Origin of the sequence: Liquorilactobacillus nagelii DSM 13675 (assembly GCF_019444005.1) — a bacterium.
Classification (GTDB): Bacteria; Bacillota; Bacilli; order Lactobacillales; family Lactobacillaceae; genus Liquorilactobacillus; species Liquorilactobacillus nagelii.
In genome coordinates this window covers 1,971,316-1,987,494 of sequence record NZ_CP049304.1, presented here as the reverse complement: position 1 = coordinate 1,987,494, position 16,179 = coordinate 1,971,316, and the positions used below count along the sequence as shown (strand labels likewise).

Annotated in this window: 13 protein-coding genes; 12 read left to right on the top strand and 1 reads right to left on the bottom strand. The window is 34.9% G+C overall.

The features are described from left to right. Positions 1–165 precede the first annotated feature (165 nt). From yycF to G6O73_RS09925, 12 genes are all read left to right on the top strand, one after another. Positions 166–882, top strand: coding sequence for a response regulator YycF (gene yycF / locus G6O73_RS09980; RefSeq protein ID WP_057884890.1), 717 nt, complete (start codon positions 166–168; stop codon positions 880–882). 32 nt (positions 883–914) lie between these two features. Next, the gene (gene walK, locus G6O73_RS09975; RefSeq protein ID WP_057884889.1) at positions 915–2,774 is read left to right on the top strand and encodes a cell wall metabolism sensor histidine kinase WalK; all 1,860 of its coding nucleotides are present in this window, start codon (positions 915–917) and stop codon (positions 2,772–2,774) included. After that, positions 2,764–4,113 (top strand): YycH family regulatory protein, encoded by a 1,350-nt coding sequence (locus tag G6O73_RS09970; RefSeq protein ID WP_057884888.1) that lies wholly within the window; start codon positions 2,764–2,766, stop codon positions 4,111–4,113. Before walK ends, G6O73_RS09970 begins: the two co-directional genes overlap by 11 nt. 11 nt (positions 4,114–4,124) lie before the next feature. After that, on the top strand, positions 4,125–4,925 hold the full coding sequence (locus G6O73_RS09965; protein ID WP_057884887.1) for a two-component system regulatory protein YycI: 801 nt from the start codon (positions 4,125–4,127) through the stop codon (positions 4,923–4,925). Positions 4,926–4,964: 39 nt separating this feature from the next. Then, the gene (locus G6O73_RS09960; protein ID WP_057884950.1) at positions 4,965–5,777 is read left to right on the top strand and encodes an MBL fold metallo-hydrolase; all 813 of its coding nucleotides are present in this window, start codon (positions 4,965–4,967) and stop codon (positions 5,775–5,777) included. A gap of 139 nt (positions 5,778–5,916) precedes the next feature. Continuing rightward, the gene (locus G6O73_RS09955; protein WP_057884886.1) at positions 5,917–7,206 is read left to right on the top strand and encodes a S1C family serine protease; all 1,290 of its coding nucleotides are present in this window, start codon (positions 5,917–5,919) and stop codon (positions 7,204–7,206) included. A gap of 185 nt (positions 7,207–7,391) precedes the next feature. After that, positions 7,392–8,846, top strand: a complete 1,455-nt coding sequence (locus tag G6O73_RS09950) for an amino acid ABC transporter substrate-binding protein/permease (protein WP_057884885.1) — start codon at positions 7,392–7,394, stop codon at positions 8,844–8,846. Positions 8,847–9,252: 406 nt separating this feature from the next. Then, positions 9,253–9,732, top strand: a complete 480-nt coding sequence (rlmH, locus tag G6O73_RS09945; RefSeq protein WP_057884884.1) for a 23S rRNA (pseudouridine(1915)-N(3))-methyltransferase RlmH — start codon at positions 9,253–9,255, stop codon at positions 9,730–9,732. A 634-nt stretch (positions 9,733–10,366) separates the two neighbouring features. Then, positions 10,367–11,620, top strand: a complete 1,254-nt coding sequence (locus G6O73_RS09940) for a hypothetical protein (protein ID WP_157056635.1) — start codon at positions 10,367–10,369, stop codon at positions 11,618–11,620. After that, positions 11,613–12,455 carry an alpha/beta hydrolase gene (locus tag G6O73_RS09935; RefSeq protein WP_057884882.1) on the top strand — a complete coding sequence of 281 codons (843 nt, stop codon included), beginning with the start codon at positions 11,613–11,615 and terminating at the stop codon, positions 12,453–12,455. Before G6O73_RS09940 ends, G6O73_RS09935 begins: the two co-directional genes overlap by 8 nt. Positions 12,456–13,464: 1,009 nt before the next feature. Next, positions 13,465–14,205 carry a peroxide stress protein YaaA gene (gene yaaA, locus G6O73_RS09930; protein ID WP_057884881.1) on the top strand — a complete coding sequence of 247 codons (741 nt, stop codon included), beginning with the start codon at positions 13,465–13,467 and terminating at the stop codon, positions 14,203–14,205. Between the two features lie 182 nt (positions 14,206–14,387). Continuing rightward, a complete protein-coding gene (locus tag G6O73_RS09925; protein ID WP_057884880.1) occupies positions 14,388–15,509 on the top strand; it encodes a DUF3114 domain-containing protein in 1,122 nt (373 codons plus the stop codon). On the opposite strand, the gene G6O73_RS09920 is transcribed toward G6O73_RS09925, so the two are convergent. Next, complete coding sequence (locus G6O73_RS09920) at positions 15,499–16,155, bottom strand: histidine phosphatase family protein (RefSeq protein ID WP_057884879.1); 657 nt, start codon at positions 16,153–16,155, stop codon at positions 15,499–15,501. The two genes, G6O73_RS09925 and G6O73_RS09920, sit on opposite strands and share 11 nt — an antisense overlap. Positions 16,156–16,179 lie beyond the last annotated feature (24 nt).

Below are 16,179 nucleotides of genomic sequence, written 5' to 3'. Positions count from 1 at the left end.
AAAAAAAGCGTGGTTTTGCTTTGATTTAGAGATAGGTTATAATATAGAAGGCGAACTTTATTGCCAACGGCTTAAAGTTGCGGTAGCGATTACTGTTGTTTATAAAGTGGCTGATTAAAAAAATAATGGTTTCCCCTTGTAAAAAAAAGAAGGGAGTTTGGACAGTTGAAAAAAGTTCTAGTAGTTGATGATGAAAAACCAATTTCAGATATTGTCAAATTTAATTTGACCAAAGAAGGATTTGATGTTTATACAGCGTATGATGGTCAAGAAGCATTGGATCAAGTTGAGGAAGTAAAGCCGGATTTGATTTTGTTAGATATCATGTTACCTAAAATTGATGGCTTAGAAGTAGCACGGGAAGTTAGAAAAAAATACGACATGCCGATTATTATGGTAACAGCTAAAGATGCTGAAATTGATAAAGTTTTGGGCCTAGAGTTGGGAGCTGATGATTACGTTACTAAACCATTTTCTAACCGTGAATTAGTTGCTCGAGTTAAAGCTAACCTTCGGAGACAATCAACAGTTGCAGCAAATGCAAAGCAAGAAGAGGAAGAAAATAAGAATAGTGATATTGCCATAGGTGATTTGATTATTCATCCTGAAGCATATATGGTTTCAAAACGTGATCAGAAAATTGAGCTAACTCATCGAGAGTTTGAACTGCTTTATTATTTAGCTAAACACATTGGACAGGTCATGACTCGTGAGCACTTGCTTCAAACAGTCTGGGGTTATGATTATTTTGGTGATGTTCGGACAGTTGATGTCACTGTTCGACGATTAAGAGAAAAAATTGAGGACAACCCAAGTCGACCAGTTTGGTTGGTTACACGGCGGGGAGTCGGATATTATCTGCGTAATCCAGAAGCGGAATAATTCTTTTTTGAATTAATCATTATGGAGTTTTCATGAATAAAAAATTACATTTTTTTCAATCGATTCATTTTAAAATAGCCTTGGTTTTTGCACTTTTGTTATTAATTACTTTTCAAATTGTCGGGGCTTATTTTTTGCAACAGTTAAAAAGAGATGATTTAAAAACTTTTAAACAGCAAATTGAATTATCCAGTTATGTAGATAACTCACTGATTGATAACTTGACTAAATCTTCAGTAACTCAAGCTAATGATCGAATCCGCGATTTGTTAGAAGATATTAACAATTCAAATATTACCGAGGTTCAGGTAGTTGACACTAAGGGAAGCGTTCGTGGTGACAGCGACGTTAATAATCAAAATTTAGTTGGTCAAAAGACGACAGATGCTGACATCAAACAAGTTTTGTATAATGCCAAAACCTACACAAAGTTGACATATGATCGTTCCGATAATAAACGGTATTATGTTTCTATTACTCCGCTATTCAGTGCAGGAGGGAACAACAATACCTTGGTCGGTGCGGTTTATTTACGAGCGAGTTTAGAGCCAGTCTATGATTCTCTCAACAAGGTGACAGCTATCTTTGCCACAGCCTCACTAATTGCAACTGGTTTAGGGCTGTTTTTAGCGATTTTAATTTCAAGTGCAATTACCAAACCGATTGATGATATGAAAAAACAAACAGCGCGAATTGCTCGTGGAGATTATTCTGGTCAAGTCAGAATCTATGGTCGAGATGAGTTGGGGCAGTTAGCTCAGGCAGTTAATAATTTATCTGTTCGAGTTGAGGAAGCTCAAGAAGCATCCGAAGCTGAAAGACGACGATTAGACAGTGTTTTATCACATATGTCTGATGGCGTTATTGCAACCGATCGGCGTGGAAACGTTATCATTATGAATGAAACTGCATCGGCGGATTTAGATATTGCGGCTAATATTGCGGAAGGACAATCCATTCTAGATATTTTAAATATTCGCGGGCACTACACTTTGCGAGATTTATTGGAAAATCAAGATCAAATTATTATTGATTTATCAGATGAAAATCATGACCAAATTTTGAATGCTTACTTTTCCTTAATTCAACGAGAATCTGGTTTTATTAGTGGGTTAGTCTGTGTTTTACATGATGTAACTGAGCAACAGCGAATTGATCGAGAACGAAGAGAGTTTGTTTCTAATGTCTCACATGAATTGCGCACCCCTTTAACAAGTATGCGCAGCTATATTGAAGCGCTAAATGACGGGGCTTGGAGAGATGAAAAAGTTGCCCCTGGTTTTTTGAAAGTTACTCAAGACGAAACAGATCGAATGATTCGCATGGTTAATGATCTTTTAAGCTTATCACGAATGGATTCTGGCACAGCTAAATTAGAGCTGGAGTTAGTCAATTTAAACGAATTGTATAATTATATCTTAGATCGTTTTGACATGATGTTGAAAAATGAACCTGAAGATAGTAAGAAAAATAAACATTACAGTATTAAACGAGACTTTACACGACGAGAACTTTGGGTTGAGATTGATACGGATAAATTTATCCAGGTAATTGATAATATCATGAATAATGCGATTAAATATTCCCCTGATGGTGGCGTTATTACTTGTCGTTTATTGGAAACTCACAGTCACGTGATTTTGAGTATTTCAGATCAAGGATTGGGAATTCCTAAAAAAGACATTGGACATATCTTTGATCGTTTCTTCCGCGTTGATAAGGCTCGTTCTCGAGCTCAGGGTGGAACTGGATTAGGCTTAGCAATTTCTAAAGAGGTTATTGAAATGCACGGCGGTAGAATTTGGGTCGATAGCATTGAGAATAAAGGATCGACATTCTACATTTCGTTGCCATATCAAGAATATGAGGAGGATCTGTGGGATGAAGCTTAGGAATTTTTTGCTGCATAGCGGACTAATAATTACGGTTATCATTAGTATTTTATTGACGGCAATTATTTGGCTTAACCCGGCAACTTTTCAGCATAATTCAAAAGCAACGACAGCTACAGGAGATACTTTACAAAATAACGATCACAAGGAAATTGGTGATGTTTTTTTACCAACCCAAGTGGTTCTAAGCGAATCAAATAATTTATATCAGTTAGTTAGCAGCCATGTAGATTTAGTGCAGAGTTTTCGGCAACAAATTACTAAACAAAAAGTGCAACAGATATCTCGGCATAAAAATTTAACTGACTATCAATCTTTTTTAAAGCAAAACAATGCAATTGTTTTGAATTACGGTTCACCAGTGACAATTCGATTGTTTAATCAGGCATTTAAGCAAAAAATTACTAAATATCAAAATCTAAAATATAATCGAATTCTGATTCCTTTAAATAGTAAAGGTGTAATCTACTTACTAAATGATTCGGATAAGAACGTGTTCCAAATAACTTTTAAACAATTAATTTGGAATAAGATCAAACAGCAACTAAAGAATAAAAATATTCAACAGCTACCAGTTGAGTATGAATTGGAAAATTCACAATATCAGCTTGCATATAAGCAGGCTATAACTTTACCTAGTTATAGCTATTTAATTAATAAAGTTAATGCTAGTTCGTTAGTTCCTGAATTATTAAACTCAGATGGACAGTCAACGATTACTACTAAGGTTCAGAAAAATCAGACAGTTTATTCCGATGGTGGAGATAATCGAATGGTTATCAGTAATAAAACTGGTAAAGTAACTTTTTCTAGTTATTCGAATTTAAACTACTATACCGGGACAAAACGAAGTCATGTGGAAAGTCTAAGCTACAGTGATTTGCTTAAACAAAGTTTTATTCGAATCAATTCAATCGGAAATTCATTGGATGATGTGCGTTTTGATAGATTTGATTCAACAAGTGAAACAGCTACTTTTCATAGCTTTGTGGCAGGTTTTCCGATTATCAATAGTAATGATTATGGTGGGTTTAGAATACAGATTTTAAATGCTGGTGGGCAACAGTATAACTTTTCGATCTATAGTTTGCAGGTAATGGTTCCTTCAAGTGGCAGACAATTAACTCTACCAGCGACTGCTCAGGTTTATCAATCATTGATCCAAGCAGGGTATGCTCCAGCAAAAATCAAAGGAATAAAAATTGGTTATCGTTGGCAAACAAATCATTCGTCAAAATTAGTTGCCGACTTGATTCCGAGTTATTTTGTAAATATTAATGGAAAATGGAGCAGTTATTCAAGTTTGTTAGAAAATACGGATACCAGCAATACGCGTTAGGAGGTAGCAGAATGAATTTTAAAAAGATTGAACTGATCTTCTTTATAGCATTTATTGTGCTAGATATATTCCTGTTTACCTCCTATATGCAAAAAGATGATTTAGTTGAGTCAACAGTTAATACTTTTTCAAATAATACAACTGATTCTATTATGAAAAGCATTAAAAATGATCAGATATCATATAGTAGCTTATCAACCAAAAAAAGCAGTGGATACTATTTAGCAAGCCCAGTCAAAAACACTTTGCGCAATGAAGCGGCTCGACTACACGATGTTCTTTGGTCTTATAACGATCAAAAGTTAACAGTTTCTTTTGATAACAGTGTTAAATTAAAGAATGTTAAAAATCCGCAAACAACATTGAATATTTTAATAAAAGATAAGACAAGAGTTTTATACGGAGAAGACTATGTTTATAGCAAATCGCTCTCAACTAAAAATGTGGTAGTATATACACAAAAGATCAGAAAGTTGCCAGTATATGCAACTAATGGTCAGATTCGGTTCAATATCAAAAATGGGTATGTATTAAATTATAGTCAAAGCTATTTATCTAATGTACAAGTGCTTAAGGAACAAAAACCAATTATTAGTCAAAAGCGAGCACTTATTTGGCTGTACCAGTATAATAAGCTTGTTAATAATAGCACGGTTAAATGGGTACATTTGGCTTATACACGGTTATTAACGGTTAATGGGAGTGTAATTTATATTCCTACTTGGGTATTAGCAGTTGAGAGTAATTCATCTGGGAGTATTCAATATCGACGAATTAATGCTTTTACCGGTGCTTTTATGGAACAAAACTAATTATCTTAAAGAAAAGAATGGGGAAGGTCGTTGCTAGATTTGACAGCTAAACAAGAAGATAATTTGAAAGTAAGTGTTTTGGCAAGCAGTAGTAGTGGGAATGTTACTTATATTGAAACTCCTCAAAGACATGTATTAGTTGATGCAGGTCTGAGTGGAAAAAAAATTGCCAATCTGATGAGTTCAATTGGACGTAACTTAGACAATGTTGACGATTTGCTAGTTACGCATGAACATAGTGATCACTGTCGAGGAGTAGGTGTACTAGCCCGCAAGTATCATTTGAACGTCTATGCTAATGGTAAAACCTGGGAGGCAATGGCAAAAAAAATTGGTAAAATTCCAGCTGAACAGTGTCATATTTTTGAAATGGGCTCAACTAAAACATTAGGAGATCTTGATGTAGAAAGTTTTGGAGTTTCACATGATGCAGCGGCAGCACAATTTTATCAACTACATCACAATGGTCATTCCTTTGTCGTGCTAACTGACACTGGTTATGTGTCGAATCGAGTAGAGGGTATAATCAGAAATGCTAGTGGTTATTTGATCGAATGTAATCATGATCCTGAAATGTTACAAATGGGTGCATATCCATGGTCACTAAAGCAGCGAATCTTGAGTGATACTGGTCACTTGTCAAATGAAGATGGTGCCACAGCTTTAATTGATGTTTTAGGAAATCGCACTAAGAAAATCTATTTGGGGCATCGAAGTCAAGATAATAACATTAAGGAATTAGCACACCTAACAGTTGCCTCAATTATGAAAGAACATGATCTATCAGTGGATCATGATTTTCAATTATTTGATACTGAACCAGAAAAGGCAACTAAATTAACCATTATTTAAAATAGTCATAACTCCTTTAAATTAATTATAGGTTTTAATTCATGATTTTTTCAAAATTTATCGGTAAAATGAAGATGTTAAGATTAAAATTGAGAGAAGGGGGGAAGGTTGGACTTCAAATGAAGTTTGACCGTGACTCATGAATGATGATAATCAAGAAAATAATGGGGTAAAAGAAACGACAGCAAAACGGCAAGTACGTTTTGGCTATGGTAAAATTTTCTTAATTGCTTTAGTTGGTGGAGTTCTCGGAGGTGGAATTGCTTTTGGCGGGTATCAGTATTACCAGAATAATTCTGCGACAGTTGAAAATTCAAAGGGAACAACTAAAGTTAGCAATGTAAAAGTCAATGTTAGCACTCAATCGACAAAAGCGTTCAATAAAATTAAAAATGCCGTTGTTTCAGTTGAAGCTTACTCTGAAAGTAGCAGCAGCAGCTCTTTGGAAGGGTTATTTGGATCAGATTCCAGCAGTGGCACAACCGAAAGTGAAAGCGAAGGTTCTGGTGTAATCTATAAGAAAACTGGGAATACAGCCTTTATAGTTACTAACAATCATGTGATTTCAGGAGCAGATAAAGTTGAAATTTTACTTAATAGTGGGAAAAAACTAAAAGCAACAGTTGTAGGGCATGATTCAATTACAGATTTAGCAGTATTAAAAATTAATGCTCAATATGTTAAACAAGTAGCATCGTTTGGAAACTCAAATAACATTCAAGTTGGTCAGACGGCTCTAGCAATTGGTTCACCATTAGGGTCAACTTATGCAACTTCATTGACTCAAGGTATTATCTCAGCAAAAAAACGGACAATTGATACGACAGATAGTTCTGGGATGACAACTGGACAAACAACAGTTATTCAAACAGATGCCGCAATTAATCCAGGAAACTCTGGTGGACCATTGATTAATTTGGAAGGTCAAGTAGTTGGGATTAATTCAATGAAATTAGCTTCTACAGCTTCAAGTAGTAGCACGTCTTCCTCAACTTCAGTAGAAGGAATGGGCTTTGCCATCCCAAGTAATGAAGTTGTCAAGATAATCAATGAATTGGTGAAAAACGGAAAGATTAGTCGACCGGCATTAGGAATTTCATTAGTTGATTTAAGTTATATTTCTTCTTCTGATCAAAAGTCGGTTCTAAAACTACCGACCAGTGTAACAGGTGGTGTAGTTGTTTTGAAGGTTTCAAGTAGCTCACCGGCTAAAAATGCTGGTTTGGAAAAATATGATGTAATTACATCATTAGGCGGTAAAAAAGTTAAAGGATTGGCAAGTTTACGAGAAGCTCTATATGAACATAAAGTTGGTGACACTGTTCAAATTCAGTATTATCATGATGGATCACTAAAGACAGCTAATGTTAAATTAACATTGGAAGCAACTGACAAAAATACAACGACTTCATCAGATTCTGGAAATTAAAAAGTTAGTTAAGATAAAAGACTAGTTGGTGAAACTCCGACTAGTTTTTTTGTGTTTGCAACTAGTTGCTAAAAATTTAGGTTTATTGTCGTTTGGAATGAATCTATGGTACGATATAAAAGTATTTAAAATTTCGCTAAGAAATTTAGAGAATTATTAAGAATATAATTAGAAAGGATTTTTTGATGAAAAAGAGAGGTACAGCAATTGTTTTATCACTTTTGGTGATGTTTTTTTTAATGTCTGGGTTAACTGCTTCAGCTAAAGCCGACAAAGTTTATCAAATTGGAACCGATGTAACTTATCCGCCATTTGAATTTGCCAATGATCAAAATAAATACGTCGGTATTGATATTGACTTAATGAATGCAATTGCTAAGAAGGAGGGCTTCAAAGTTAACATTAAACCAATTGGTTTTAATGCGGCAGTGCAATCCTTAGAATCGGGTCAAATTGATGGTGTTATGGCAGGAATGGCGATTACCCCTGTTCGTCGACAAACATTTGATTTTTCGAAACCATACTATAAAACGGGCGTAATTATCGCAGTGGCCAAAGATAGTAAAATTAAAAGTTTCAGGCAATTAAGAGGTAAAAAAGTAGCTTTGAAAACAGGTACAGCTGCAGCCGCGTATGCACAGTCGATCCAAGCTAAATATGGATTTAAAACCGTAACTTTTGATGATTCTGATACGATGTATAATGATGTGGTTAATGGCAACTCGGTTGCGTGTTTTGAGGATTACCCTGTAATGCAATATGCGATTAAAACTGGGTTAAAATTGAAAATCGCTACGAAACCTGCGCAATCTGGTTATTATGGATTTGCAGTAATGAAGGGAAAAAATCAAGTACTGCTAAAAAAATTTGATCAAGGATTAGTGAAACTAAAACAAGATGGAACCTACCAAAAGATTGTTAATAAGTACCTTGATTCATCTGCTACCAAAAAAGAACGGGATGAGAATTCAGCTACCAAAGCGGCTAATCATACATTCTGGGGCCTATTAAAACAAAATCAAGGTGCTTTATTTAAAGGGCTAGCAAAAACAGTTCAATTAACAATATTAGGAATTATTTGTGCAACGATTTTTGGTATTTTATTAGGTCTGCTGGGTGTGCTGCCGCATAAGATAGCTAAAGGAATTGCTGCAACAATTATTTATATTTTTCGTGGTCTACCATTGCTAGTTTTAGCGCTCTTTATTTACAATGGTTTGCCAAGTTTAACAGGGGTAAAAATTTCGGCCTTTAACGCTGGAATTATTACTTTAATGCTAAATGAAGGAGCATATACAGCCGCTTTTGTTAAGGGAGGAATTGAAGCAGTTGATCCAGGTCAGATGGAAGCTGCTCGTAGCTTGGGTTTATCTTTTGGTAAAGCAATGCGACGAATCATTTTACCACAAGGAATTAAAATTATGATCCCATCATTTGTAAATCAATTTATTATTACTTTAAAAGATACTTCAATTTTGTCGATTATTGGCATATTGGAACTGACCCAAACTGGGAAAATCATAATTGCCCGGAACCTAGAAGGTTTTCGTATTTGGACAATTATTGCGGTAATTTACCTACTACTAATCACATTGTTGACCTTATTGTCGAAAATGATTGAACGTCGAATTAAGGGTTAATAGTAATTAATGATTAAAATTGCTGGACTAGGAGTTCAGCTTTTTTTGGATAATTTTTCATCTGTGGAAAACTTGTTTATAAGTTATTATTAACATGTTGAAAACCAGAAGAATCGTTACGAAAATAAGTTTTCGCAGGTTTAAAAGTTATCCACAGAAACTGTAAATAACTGTGATTAACTTTTAAATAGGTTGAACTTCAAGTTATAGAAAGCCGGTAGTATAGTGAAAAAGGAACCTAATTTCTAAAAGAAAAACAATTAGCAGTTGTGGATAACTAATTAGATATTGACAAAAGTGAATTAAATAAATGTTGTGACGAAAGTTTGTTCGCAACAATATATAGAGTTACTAATTGTGGATATGTGGATAACTCGGTGGATAAAATGTGAAAAGGTGGCAAGTTATGAACATTAAATTAATAGTCGTTGGTAAGTTGAAAGAAAAGTATTTAAAACAAGGAATTTCAGAATATGCTAAACGATTAAGCAAGTTTTGTAAATTAAATATTATTGAAGTTGCTGATGAAAAAGCTCCTGAAAAATTGAGCGCAGCACAAATGGAACAAGTTAAACAAACGGAAGGAATAAGAATTCTAGACAAGATCAAAGATAGGGAATATGTCTTTGCATTAGCAATTTTAGGACAAGAACGTTCATCTGAAGAGTTTGCTAAAGAAATATCAGAGTTGACGACATACGGACATAGCGATCTAACGTTTGTAATTGGTGGGTCTTTGGGCTTAAGTTCAGCGGTTTTAAAAAGAGCAAATACCCAAATTTCTTTTGGTCGTTTTACTTTGCCTCATCAATTAATGCGGCTAGTGTTGGTCGAACAAATCTATCGCTCGTTTATGATTAATTCAGGAAGTCCGTATCATAAGTGAAGAGTGTAATTCTTAGTAACGTTAAATTTGAGGTGGTATTATAATGACAAAAAAGCATTTTTAAATTACGAACTACTAAGAATTGTTAACCGGGTTTAGTAATGGTGGGTGAATTTTTATTTTTAAAAAGGCCGACAAGTATCGGTTTGCTGGGAGACATGTTTTTAAGTTCAATGAGTTATTAACAAAAAGTCTTTTGTTTTTGTCAGTTGACTTACCGAGCTTTTTGAATGAATCGAATCAAACGTTATTTCACTATAGTCGTTATTTTTTGAGCAAGAACAGTTTACTTTCGGGTTGAAATGTTATTGGACAATTCTTGGTGTTTAAAAAAATGGCACTAGACCACAATTATACAATGTATTTTTTCAGATTTAATTACGAGTATGATCGTCTTTACGGCATGTATTGCGATTGATTTAATTAGCAAATCTTTTCAAGAGAACTATATAAAAACTAAGCGCTTATTTAGATAATACATTTAGAATGGCAGATGAAAAATAAGCTAACTATTTTAAAGTCGACTTGTTGCAGCCACTGTTGTAAAATTTATCCCATAGCTAGGTTTAAAGAGTAGAATTAGAACTGATTTTATGTGTAAGAGGGTGCAGCAATGAGTTTTCATTGTTTTAAATTGAGAAAAAAATTTATTTTTTTAATACATTGGCGTCAAAGTTGTTGGCAAAGCTTGCAGTTAAGTGCACCATTATTAGTATTAGGCCTATTTTTTGAAGCTTTAAATAGCAGTTGTTTGCAGCCAAGTAGTTTTTTTTACCAAATACTTAATTTGCGGAAATGGCACTGGTTAATTGAAGTAGCTGCAGCTACAAGTGCTTTAAGTCAAATCTGTTTTAGTGCATTTTTGCTATTTTTATGCATGACAACGGCATCTTTTCAAATGCAACAGTGCCGTAGTATTGTAAGTAATCGCTCAGAAATGTTGCAGAGTTCTTTAGCGGCAGTTTTATTATTATTGACGATTAGTTATTCGCATCGAATCTTTTCAATTGGTGCTGGTCTTAACTGGTTAGGTGGGCAAGCAACTTTGCTTGAGTCAATTCTTGTCGGATTATTAGGTGCTGGGACTTGCTACGGCTTGCATCGGTTATTTAAGCGTAAAAATTGGACGTTACAACTTTGGCAAATTACTTTAGCGGCATTACTTGAAGGTGGTTTAATTCGAGAGGTAAATCATTTTTTACAATATGATCATTGGTTTATTGCAAGTAGTTTAAGTCGGCTGAGTTTAGGTAACTATCAATTGCCAGGAATAGTAACCGCCAGCGGTCAATCGATTTTAAATACATTATTATTATGGGTTGGGGCAATTAGTCCGGGAAATATTGCGGCTGATTTTAGTGATGATGCAGCTAATAGTGTTAATTTAGCTGCTGCATTAACTAAGAATAGTTTGAAGGATTTACCTCAACCGCTTAACTTGCATAGTCTTTTAGGGTCTTATGCTTTGTTAGGTGGCACGAGTCAACTGTTAGCATTATTATTAGTAGTATTATTAGTTGGAAAGCAGCAACAACAAAAAATTGCTAAACTTAACATTATTCCAGTCTTTTTTAATTTAAATAGTGGCTTTTTGGCAGGTTTACCCATCTTTTTTAACTGGCAACTTTTATGCCCATTGCTGTTAGCTCCGCTGGCCAGCATTTGGTTAGCAGCAGCAGCAATTAATTTTAATTTCTTACCACCGGCAGTATATCCAATTCCGAATAGCACTCCGGCTCTTTTGGGTGCTTTTATGGGGACTGATGGTAGCTGGCGAGTTTTAGTGTTTACATTGTTACTTTTGCTAATTAGTATGCTGATATATTATCCATTTGTTAAAGCAACTCTTAGCCGTCAAACATTAAAGGAGGCGGCAACATTTGCTTAAAAAAAGAAATTTAATCTGGTTAATCAGTTTAATTATAATTACAGTAATTCTAGGGATTCCTTCAGCAATTTGGATGAAAAAAGAAGTTAAATCAGATCGAGCTGCTCATCGTTCGGCGCTTGACCCAGTAATTATGGTGCCGGGGTCTAGTGCAACACAAAATCGTTTTGATAGTTTAGTGAAAATTATTAATCAAGGATCAGCTCGACCGCATAGCTTGATTAAAGTAACGGTTGAACGGAATAATAAATTGCGGATTAGTGGCAAACTATTGAATCATGATCATCGACCATTTATGGTGATTGCATTTGCAGACAATGCAGATGGATATCAACCGGTGCAGCGTCAGGCCGCTTGGATGAATATCGCTGTTAACCAGCTTGAGAAAATATATGGATTTAATCGTTTTTCAGGTATCGGCCATTCAAATGGTGGCTTAATTTGGACACTATATCTAGAAAAATACTTTAATCAAAATCGGTTTTCGATTGATCGCTTAATGACCATTGGAACCCCTTATAATTTTAAAGAACGTAATCCCAAGAAACAAACTAATATTTTAAAAGAACTGATAAACGGGAGGAAAAAATTACCAAAGCATTTAACTGTCTATTCAATAAATGGAAGTATCAATTATACAACGGATGGTTTGGTATCGGCTGAAAGTGTGGCAACTGGAAAATATATTTTTCAAGGACAGGTAGCCCACTATACTCGAATTACAGTTACTGGGAATAATACTGAGCATTCGGATTTGCCTCAAAACCAGCAAATCATTAAACTAATCAAACAAAACATTTTAGAAAATCAGAATCCACAAGTAGAGCGTAAATAATTTAGCGAACGGGCAATAAATATCAATTAATTTAATGTAATTATCTACAAGTAGTTATAAAATATTATACTATTACTGAGATGATCTATTATGAAACCAAAAGGAATGGCGGAATTTTTAGGGATAATTACTACTACCATAAGAAATTGGAAAATTACCAGCCAAACGAATAGTTGCTACACATTGAGGAAGACTATTTGAAAGTTTTGGGTTAAAGACTTGTATACTAAGTCAATTATTGATGCTGATACCTCAATGAAATGGTTCTTTAGGAAGCAAAGCTGTTTTCCTCATTGGCGTTCGTTTAAATGAAGTCAAGAAAGTTATTATTTTGTTAAGAATAGTAAGACACAAATTATTGTTTGCGAGTGTTATCGTATTAAACTACCAAGACTTGGCTGGATACGCTAAAAAAATTTGGCTATCTTCCTACTGATTCAGAACATTTTATAATCAGCAAGGGAGAATCAAATTCCATGCAGGAAGGTATTATTTAACCTGTTTAGTTGAACAAGCTGATTTAGTAAATCCAGAGTTGATAGGTGATCCTATTGGGATTGACCTTGGTTTAAAAGGATTTGCTATCCTAATGATAGTACTTTGTATCATAATAAGAACAAAAGCAGTCAAGTAAGATGTGTTAGAAAGCGTTTTAGAAGACTGCAAAGAAAAATGTCCCGCCAGTATCTTGCACTTAAGGCTAGAAAACAGAAAGAAGGGAAATCTGCTACTGATTTAAATCTAGCCAAAACGCAGCTTAAAGTGCAAGGCTGATATTAACATCTTCAAAACATTCAGAAAGATTATCAAAATAAGTTTATTTTTACTGTGGTGAGAACCAAACCACAGTGAGTAGCCAAGAAGGCCTCAAAGTATGTACCGATGGCTAGTCGGAAATTTACGCTTATGGACTATCATAGCAACTGTATTAGTGAATTTTTGACGAGGCAGGGTAGGAAAGAGGCAAGAATAATCTATAACCTTTTATGAGTTATCAGTAGCAATAGATATGAAAATAGTTATTTCTCCTGCCAAAAAAATGGTAGTTGATGACGACTTTGACTACATTGGACAACCGCAGTTCTTAGCGGATACGCAGCAACTGTTAAACTGGCTTCAATCGCTGAGTTATCTTGAACTTAAACAGGTTTGGCGCTGTAGTGACAAACTTGTTCAGCTTAATTGGCAAAATATAAAAACTTTGATTTTGACAGAACCAGTTTTAACACCTGCCGTCATGAGTTACAATGGAATTCAATTTCAGGCAATGGGGCCACAGTTGTTTACAGAAAAAGCACTAAGGCGCTGTCAAAATGATTTATATATTCTTTCTGGATTTTATGGCCTTTTAAGGGCGATGGAGGGAATAAAACCTTATCGATTAGAGATGCAGGCTAAGATTCATTTACGAGAATTCAGAAATTTATATGATTTTTGGGGCGATAAATTATATCGAGAACTGTTTAGCTCTCATGAACCGGTCGTTAACCTTGCATCTAAAGAATATGCAAAGACAATTGAAAAATATTTACGTCCAGATGATAATTGGGTTACGTGTGTTTTTAAAGAAGCTCACAATGGAAAGTTGCGACAATTGGCAACAGCAGCTAAACGTGCTCGGGGCAATATGGTACGGTTTATTGTTGAAAATGAGATTAGAAAAGTAGTTGATTTGAAAAGTTTTTCGATTGAAGGATATAGGTTTTCAACTGAATTATCAACCATGAAGGAATTAGTTTTTCTTAAGTAGTGAAAGATTGGATACTTGATAATTCAGGTAAAGACCAAATAAGTAAAAATTAAAAATGTCAGCAGGTAATTAATGAGTATGCTTTTCAGTAAGATAGTTCTTAGGACATCGTCAGACATAGATCCGGCGATGTTTTTTGGTTGGCGGTAAAATAAAATTGTTAAGGGAGGTGTTTTTTTTTAATGAAGAATTTGACTGAGCAAAAATTAATAACGGCGGCAGTAGCAGCCGGTTGGGATACAAATGCAATTAAAGCATGGAAAAAAATCATCAAAAAAGAAGCTTGCAAAAGGTCAACTGCAGATTTGCTGCTGCAGTTAGAACAAATTGGTTCTGACAGTTATACTAGACTGTTTACCAAGTCGCGGCTATTGCCAATGGAAAAGCTAGAGTTAGTTTTAAAACAAATGCAAGCTCAAATTGATCAAAACGGTTTTTTACAGCTGGCCGGGGATTATCGATTGTCTCCCAGTATGCCACCACATGGCCGATTTTTAAAATTGTTTCGTAAGGCAGTCCGTCAGACTTTTTTGCCGCAGGGTTTACGACCAGTTTATCAAAGTAAAAGGAAAAATGAATTAGCGATAAAAATCCATTTGTTTCGCAGTTATCTTGATCGACATAATTTGTGGTATGTGCGGCAATATTTCCCAGGAAATACTGATTGGGAAAAACTACAAAATTACCAGCGACAAGCTAAAATAAAATTTGATTACAGTACAGATGCTAGATTGCATAATCGCTATCTGAGTAATCAAGACTTTACTTATCCGCAAAACATGAAAATTCAAGTTACGAAATGTCGGAGAATGTCGGAATTTATTGTTAATTTAGAGACTGGAAAATTTGTTTCAGAATGGGATTTTTACCAACAACAAGCCAATGGAAATATTAATGCAGTTTTAGCGGATTATCAAGTAAGTGCTGGGGCTGCTGTTGCTAATACGGGCTCTTTTAACTATGGATTGCCTAAGGGAAAGTATGCTTGGCTGCTACGATTCTCTCATAGTCATCAATTATTAGATGTAAAACATCCAACTGATCCGCAACTGCGTTATCAATTTAATCACGCGAAAGCTTCCCACTACTATTGGAAAAGTCCCCAAACATATTTAAAGGATTCGAAAGGTGGATATGCTGATATCGTTAAAAAAGGTCCAGTTGATTTTCTTGCTTGGCAGCAAGTACCACTGGATCAAAAAAAAGAAATTTATCAGGCTTTTGTAGTAAGCTGTCGGAAAAGATTACCGAAAAAAAATCCTGGATTTGCGTTTTTTTGGCAACATTATCAGACTATTTATTGAAAGAGATTACTTTAATTTGCTGATCAGAAATGGCTAATTTGGTTAAACTGCCATTTGCTGGTCTTTTTGTAACATCAAATTTACCCTTACCAAATCGTTCAACTAAACTCAACAATGTATTTCCATGGCTGACTAGTAAAACATTGCTATTATTATGAATTGTTGGTGTTTGCCTAATTAATTCAATTCCTTGATTTAAACGGTGCCAGTATTCTTGATGGTTTTCAGCGTGATGGAACGGATCCGCTGCTTTTAAAAAGTCTTTCGCTTGATCAAGTGAGTATTTTTCTACAATTTCTTTAAAGCTTGGGACATCATGAGGAGCACCTGCTACATACCAGGCTTGGTTCATATCCGTCCCCTCGAAGTAACCGTAGAATTGTTCACGAAATAGTGGTGAAACAATGGGCTCCTTGGGACTTGACTGTAGATTGTGTTTTAAAATTTCGCGAGCGGTTAATTCAGCTCGTGGTAAATCACTGCAAAAAGCAGCTGCAAATTCAATATTTTTTAATCGTTCACCGGCAGTTTGCGCATTTTGCCAACCTTTTTCAGTTAAAGGTGAGTTACTCCATCCTTGTAATTTATTGTAGATATTATAATAGGTCTGTCCGTGGCGAATTAAATATAGTGTGAATTGACGCATTTCGTTTCCTCCAATCTTTTTGTC

Excerpts from the sequence above, each read along its gene's own strand:
- walK (WP_057884889.1), top strand. The coding sequence starts at position 915 with ATGAATAAAAAATTACATTTTTTTCAATCGATTCATTTTAAAATAGCC.
- G6O73_RS09970 (WP_057884888.1), top strand. The coding sequence starts at position 2,764 with ATGAAGCTTAGGAATTTTTTGCTGCATAGCGGACTAATAATTACGGTT.
- G6O73_RS09965 (WP_057884887.1), top strand. The coding sequence starts at position 4,125 with ATGAATTTTAAAAAGATTGAACTGATCTTCTTTATAGCATTTATTGTG.
- G6O73_RS09955 (WP_057884886.1), top strand. The coding sequence starts at position 5,917 with ATGAATGATGATAATCAAGAAAATAATGGGGTAAAAGAAACGACAGCA.
- G6O73_RS09950 (WP_057884885.1), top strand. The coding sequence starts at position 7,392 with ATGAAAAAGAGAGGTACAGCAATTGTTTTATCACTTTTGGTGATGTTT.
- rlmH (WP_057884884.1), top strand. The coding sequence starts at position 9,253 with ATGAACATTAAATTAATAGTCGTTGGTAAGTTGAAAGAAAAGTATTTA.
- yaaA (WP_057884881.1), top strand. The coding sequence starts at position 13,465 with ATGAAAATAGTTATTTCTCCTGCCAAAAAAATGGTAGTTGATGACGAC.
- G6O73_RS09925 (WP_057884880.1), top strand. The coding sequence starts at position 14,388 with ATGAAGAATTTGACTGAGCAAAAATTAATAACGGCGGCAGTAGCAGCC.
- G6O73_RS09920 (WP_057884879.1), bottom strand. The coding sequence starts at position 16,155 with ATGCGTCAATTCACACTATATTTAATTCGCCACGGACAGACCTATTAT.